This window comes from Sphingobium sp. L-44 (assembly GCF_056859495.1).
Genome location: NZ_JBSXOQ010000088.1, coordinates 119,343 through 125,614, shown reverse-complemented (window position 1 = coordinate 125,614; position 6,272 = coordinate 119,343). Strand labels below are relative to the sequence as shown.

Annotated in this window: 6 protein-coding genes and 1 riboswitch; all 6 genes read left to right on the top strand. The window is 66.8% G+C overall.

Annotation, left to right across the window (positions count from 1 at the left end):
- The first annotated feature begins 227 nt into the window (after nucleotides 1-227).
- Nucleotides 228-512, top strand: coding sequence for a hypothetical protein (locus AC13EK_RS11955; RefSeq protein WP_069337598.1), 285 nt, complete (start codon nucleotides 228-230; stop codon nucleotides 510-512).
- Between the two features lie 99 nt (nucleotides 513-611).
- Nucleotides 612-712, top strand: a riboswitch (glycine riboswitch).
- Nucleotides 713-888: 176 nt separating this feature from the next.
- Nucleotides 889-2,052 carry a glycine cleavage system aminomethyltransferase GcvT gene (gcvT, locus tag AC13EK_RS11950; protein ID WP_048937461.1) on the top strand — a complete coding sequence of 388 codons (1,164 nt, stop codon included), beginning with the start codon at nucleotides 889-891 and terminating at the stop codon, nucleotides 2,050-2,052.
- A gap of 26 nt (nucleotides 2,053-2,078) precedes the next feature.
- Entirely contained in the window at nucleotides 2,079-2,450 is a 372-nt protein-coding gene (gene gcvH, locus AC13EK_RS11945; protein ID WP_069337597.1) for a glycine cleavage system protein GcvH, read from the top strand.
- 152 nt (nucleotides 2,451-2,602) lie between these two features.
- Nucleotides 2,603-3,961 (top strand): aminomethyl-transferring glycine dehydrogenase subunit GcvPA, encoded by a 1,359-nt coding sequence (gene gcvPA, locus AC13EK_RS11940; RefSeq protein ID WP_069337091.1) that lies wholly within the window; start codon nucleotides 2,603-2,605, stop codon nucleotides 3,959-3,961.
- Nucleotides 3,958-5,529, top strand: a complete 1,572-nt coding sequence (gcvPB, locus tag AC13EK_RS11935; protein ID WP_483022208.1) for an aminomethyl-transferring glycine dehydrogenase subunit GcvPB — start codon at nucleotides 3,958-3,960, stop codon at nucleotides 5,527-5,529. Before gcvPA ends, gcvPB begins: the two co-directional genes overlap by 4 nt.
- A gap of 73 nt (nucleotides 5,530-5,602) precedes the next feature.
- On the top strand, nucleotides 5,603-6,247 hold the full coding sequence (locus AC13EK_RS11930; protein WP_069337093.1) for a DUF938 domain-containing protein: 645 nt from the start codon (nucleotides 5,603-5,605) through the stop codon (nucleotides 6,245-6,247).
- Nucleotides 6,248-6,272: the final 25 nt, after the last annotated feature.

Genomic DNA, 6,272 nt, shown 5'->3' with positions numbered 1-6,272 from the left:
GACGTTTCCTACTCCCCTCCCTTCCAGGGAGGGGCCGGGGGTGGGTGCGCCGCGTAGCGGCGGTCTACGGTCGATAGGGCAGAAGCTCGCTGCGCTCGCAACCCACCCCAACCCCTCCCTGGAAGGGAGGGGCTATGTCTTGTTTCCACCCAACCACCCCAACGGAAACGCTGCGTTGGCGTTCAGCCGGCTGGTCCGGTCGTCGCGCGGGCTTTATCTCTCTGCCCATGACACTGCATCCCCAGATTGCGGCCTTTGCCGCCCAGCTTGACGATCTTTCCCGCCTGCTGCGGGCACAGGGCGCGCGGCCCTGGGCGGATCGGATCGACCTCATCCAGCGCGCCGTCGCGGACTCCAACTATGCCGGCGTCACCCGCTTCCTGGAGATGTTCGAGGGAGAGGCGGGCTTTGCCGACCTGACCCTCTCGGACGAAGCGGCCGATGCGGCGCTCTCCGAATGCCGGGCGGCGGCGTTGGCGATGGCGCAGCGGCTGGCGCGCGAGGAAGGCTGATCCGGCCATAACCTGCGTCCCTGCGACATTTGCCCGATTGACGCCGCCCGCGCTTTGGGCAAATGCGTGGGGCGTCTCCGGTGCCGAGGATTCGGCAGCGGGCACGATGCGGGAGAGCATGGGCGCCTTTCAGGCTTGAGCCCGTCGCCGAAGGAGCAACCGCCCCGGAATCTCTCAGGCCAAAGGACCGCATCGCGCGTAGATACTCTGGAAAGCGGATGGCCCCGTGCCGTCCCACCGAAGGGGTAAGCCAGCCGGTCCCAGGCCGCTGGTCAAAGCTCTCAGGTTCCGTGACAGAGGGGGTGGCATGCCGGAAGCGCCGATTCGTCGGCCGCGCTGGCCTGTCGCCGCATCCCTCCTACGGAAAGGTCTTGCCATGACCGCCACTGACGACGTCGCCGCCCTCGAAGCGGAACTGCCCCTCGAAGCCCTGCCGCTGGACGCCTGGCACCGTGCCAAGGGCGCGCGCATGGTCGGCTTCGCCGGCTATCACATGCCGATCCAGTATGAAGGCATCATGGCCGAACATAGCTGGACCCGCGAACATGCCGGCCTGTTCGACGTCAGCCATATGGGCCAGCTCACCTTCTCCGACGAGACCGGCGGCGCCAGCGTTGACGCGGCGCTCGAAACCCTGCTGCCCAGCGACATCAAGGGGCTGAAGCCCTTCCGCCAGCGCTATTCGATGCTGCTGGACGCGGAAGGCGGCATCCTCGACGACCTGATGGTCTCGCGTCCCGGCGATGGTGCATTCGAAGGCGCGGCGATCTACATGGTCGTCAATGGCGCGACCAAATATGACGATATCGGCTGGATGATCGAGCATCTGCCCGACGACGTCACCATGAACCATATGGCCGATCAGGCGCTGCTGGCGCTGCAGGGCCCCGAAGCGGGCGAGGCGATGGCCGCGCTCATCCCCGAAACCGCCGACCTCATCTTCATGCAGTCCGGTCCCTTCACTTGGCGCGGCGTGCCGCTGTGGATCAGCCGGTCTGGCTATACCGGCGAGGATGGCTTTGAAATCAGCGTGCCGGGCGATTCCGTCGCGCTGCTGGCCGATGCGCTGTGCGCGCTGCCGCAGGTCAAGCCGATCGGCCTTGGCGCGCGTGACTCGCTGCGTCTGGAAGCCGGCCTGCCGCTCTATGGCCATGACCTGTCGCCCGCCGTCAGCACCATCGGCGCGGACCTGGGCTTTGCCATCCAGAAGCGCCGCCGCGAGGAAGGTGGCTTCATCGGCCATGCCCGCGTGATGAAGGAACTGGCCGAAGGCCCCGGTTCCAAGCGTGTCGGCCTGAAGATCGAAGGCCGCCTGCCGGCCCGCGAAGGCGCGCAAATCTATGCCGGCGACGTGCTGGTGGGCGAAGTCACCTCGGGCGGCTTCGCGCCGAGCGTGGGCGCGCCGATCGCCATGGGCTGGGTCAGCCTGCCTTATTCCGCGCTCGACACCGCGCTGGAGATCGAGGTGCGCGGCAAGCGGATTGCAGCGGCGGTTGCGCCGATGCCGTTCGTTCCGCATCGTTATCGCCGCAAGGCCTGAATTACCGCTTTTCGAGGAGAGCAAGCATGAGCCGCTATTTCACCGACGAACATGAATGGATCGACGTTGCAGGCGACATCGCCACCGTCGGCATCACCGACTATGCGCAGGAACAGCTGGGCGACATCGTGTTCGTCGAACTGCCTGCCGAAGGCACGACCTTCGAAAAGGGCGACGACGCCGCCGTCGTGGAATCGGTCAAGGCCGCGTCCGACGTCTATGCCCCGATCTCGGGCGAAGTCGTCGAAGCCAATGGCGCGCTGGAAGACGAGCCGGCGCTGGTTAACAGCGATGCCGAGGAAGATGGCTGGTTCTTCAAGCTGCGCATCGCCGACGCGAGCGAGCTGGAAGGCCTGATGAGCGAAGCCGCCTACAAGAAGTTCGTGGCGAGCCTCTGATCCGATAATCGCCCCTCCCTTTCAAGGGAGGGGTTGGGGTGGGTGGCGAGCGAAGCGAGCCTTGCAACCTGGCCTCAGGCGTTGCCGGCGATTGCTGCGCAATCGCACCCACCCCCGGCCCCTCCCTAAAAGGGAGGGGAGTGGAGAAATACATGCGCTACCTACCCCTTACCGACACCGACCGGCAGGAAATGCTGTCCGTCATCGGCGCGGAGACGATCGATGACCTGTTCATCGACGTGCCCGCCGAAGCCCGCCTGAGCGGCACCATCGCCGGCCTGCCCGATCATGCCAGCGAACTGGCGGTCGAGCGCCACATGGGCGCGCTCGCTCGCAAGAATCTGTCGGCAGGGGAAGCGCCCTTCTTCCTGGGCGCCGGCGCCTACAAGCATCATGTGCCAGCCAGCGTCGATCATCTGATCCAGCGCGGCGAGTTCCTGACCGCCTACACGCCCTATCAGCCGGAAATCGCGCAGGGCACGCTGCAGGTGCTGTTCGAGTTCCAGACCCAGGTCGCCCGCCTGCTGGGCGTGGATGTCGCCAATGCCTCCATGTATGACGGCTCGACCGCCTGCTGGGAAGCGATCGGCATGGCCCGCCGCATCACCAAGCGCGGCAAGGCGCTGCTGTCGTCCGGCCTGCACCCCCATTATGTCTCGGTCGCCAACACCATGGCGAAGTTCACCGGCGACGCGCTGGTGCATCAGGCGCCGACGCTGGACGCCGCGACGGATATCGACGCGTTGATCGCCAGCATCGACAAGGACACGAGCTGCGTCGTCGTGCAATATCCCGACATTCTCGGCCGCATCGCCGACCTGACCCCGCTGGCCGACGCGGCCCATGCCGCCGGTGCGCTGCTGGTCGCGGTCGTCACCGAGCCGGTGGCGCTGGGCGCGATCAAGGCGCCGGGCCATATGGGCGCGGACATCGTCGTGGGCGAAGGCCAGTCGATCGGCGTCGGCCTCCAGTTTGGCGGTCCCTATCTCGGCCTGTTCGGCTGCAAGCAGAAATATGTCCGCCAGATGCCGGGCCGCCTGTGCGGCGAGACGGTCGATGCGGCCGGCAAGCGCGGCTTCGTGCTGACGCTTTCCACCCGCGAGCAGCATATCCGCCGCGAGAAGGCGACGTCGAACATCTGCACCAATTCGGGCCTGTGCGCGCTGGCGTTCAGCATCCACATGACCCTGCTGGGCGAGAAGGGCCTGCGCGAGCTGGCGACCCTGAACCACGGCCTGGCCGTGCAGGCTGCCGACCGTCTGGCCAAGGTGCCGGGCGTGACCCTGCTCAACGACGGCTTCTTCAACGAATTCACGCTGGTCCTGACCAAGGATGCGCGCGACGTCGTCCGCAACCTCGCCGACAAGGGCGTGCTGGCCGGCGTCTCGCTCGGCCGCCTGTTCCCGGACGCGCCGGAGATCGGCAACGGTCTGGTCGTCGCCGTGACCGAGACCGTCACGCCGGAGGATATCGAAACCCTTGCCGCAGCGCTTGAGGAGGAACTGGCATGACCATGTTGAAGGAAGGTCGCCCGACCACCCCGCAGGCCGTCGCGCAAGAGCATATGGCCCCGGAAACCGCCACCGGCAACCGCGCGCTGATGCTGGAGGAAAAGCTGATCTTCGAGATCGGCTCGACCGACACCACCGGCGTCGATTTCGCCGAAGCGCCCAAGGTGGCCAGCCGTCTCGGCTCGCTCGCCCGCACCGACAGCATCGGCCTGCCCGGCCTGTCGGAGCAGGAAACGGTGCGCCACTACACCCGCCTGTCGCGTCAGAACTACGCCATCGACCTTGGCCTGTTCCCGCTCGGCAGCTGCACCATGAAGCACAACCCGCGCCTCAATGAAAAGGTCGCGCGGATGCCCGGTTTCGCCGATATCCACCCGCTGCAGCCGCAGTCGACGGTGCAGGGCGCGCTGGCCGTGATCCATGAACTGGCCGCCTGGCTGGTGACGCTGACCGGCATGCACTCGGTCGCCATGTCGCCCAAGGCGGGCGCCCATGGCGAACTGTGCGGCCTGCTGGCGATCCGCGCCGCGCTCGAAGCCCGTGGTGACGCCCGCAGCGTCATCCTGGTGCCGGAAAGCGCCCATGGCACCAATCCCGCCACCGCCGCCTTCTGCGGCTACAAGGTCGAGGATATTCCCGCGATCCCGGATGGCCGCGTGGACCTGGAAGCGTTGAAGGCCCGTCTGGGCCCGGACGTTGCGGCGGTGATGATCACCAACCCCAACACCTGCGGCCTGTTCGAGCGCGACATGAAGACCATCTCCGACGCGGTCCATGCCGCCGGGGCCTTCGTCTATTGCGACGGCGCGAACTTCAACGCCATTGTCGGCCGGGTCCGCCCCGGCGACCTGGGCGTCGACGCGATGCACATCAACCTGCACAAGACCTTCTCGACGCCCCATGGCGGCGGTGGTCCGGGTTCGGGGCCGGTGGTGCTGTCGGAAGCGCTCACCCCCTTCGCGCCGCTCCCCTTCGTGGAAAAGCAGGCCGACAAGTTCGTGCTGGTCGAAGAGGAAACGGCGGAGGATCACCACGCCCAGACCTTTGGCCGCATGGTCGCCTTTCATGGCCAGATGGGCATGTTCACCCGCGCGCTGACCTATATCCTCAGCCACGGCGCCGACGGCCTGCGCCAGGTCGCGAGCGATGCGGTGCTGAACGCCAACTATATCCTGCGCAGCCTGGATGATGTGCTCGACGCGCCCTTCGGCGGTGCTGGTCCGTGCATGCATGAGGCACTGTTCAGCGACAAGGGGCTGGCCGAAGGCTTCACGACGCTGGATATCGCCAAGGGCCTGATCGACGAAGGCTTCCACCCGATGACCATGTATTTCCCGCTGGTCGTCCATGGCGCGATGCTGGTCGAACCGACCGAGACGGAAAGCAAGGCGGCGCTCGATCAGTTCATCATGGCGCTGCGGAGCCTCGCCGAACGGGCCAAGGCGGGTGACGAGGCACTGAAGGGCGCGCCCTATCACGCCCCGCGCCGTCGTCTCGACGAGACGCTGGCCGCACGCAAGCCGGTGCTGACCTGGTCCGAACCGGACCTGGCGGTCGCCGCCGAATAAGCCGGACGCAAAGGGCGGTGGAGGATCTCCACCGCCCTTTTTGCATCGGCCGGCTACAGACAAGGATTTGTCCATGACACAGGATGCCCCCGCACCCTGGACGCCGCAGGGCGACGGCCCCGATCCGCGCCGCCATGCCCCCGCGACGCTGCGCAACCGCGATGCGATCGCGGCTGTCCTGCGGGACGAACTGCCTGATGCCGGGCTGGTGCTGGAAGTGGCGAGCGGCAGCGGCGAACATATAGTCCACTTCGCTGTCACGTTCCCCGCGCTCGATTGGCAGCCCAGTGATCCCGATCCCGCCGCGCTGGCTTCGATCGCGGCGCTGCGCGGCGACGCCAATCTGCCCAATCTGCGCACGCCGCTGCTGATCGACGCGGCGGGCGCCGACTGGCCGATCGATGCGGCCGACGCGATCCTGTGCATCAACATGGTGCATATCAGCCCCTGGGGCGCTACGCTGGGGCTGCTGGCGCGTGGCGCGCAATTGCTGGCGCCGGGCGCGCCGCTGATCCTCTATGGCCCCTATGTCGAGGATGATGTGCCGACCGCCTCCTCCAATCTGGCGTTCGACCTGTCGCTGAAGGATCGCAACCCGCAATGGGGCCTGCGGACCTTGACCGATGTCGACCGTGCGGCGGCCGATGTCGGGTTGGAACGCACCCGGCGGGTGGCGATGCCGGCCAATAATCTGATGCTGGTCTATCGTCGGGGATAGGGCGCTGATGGTCGTGCGCGCATGA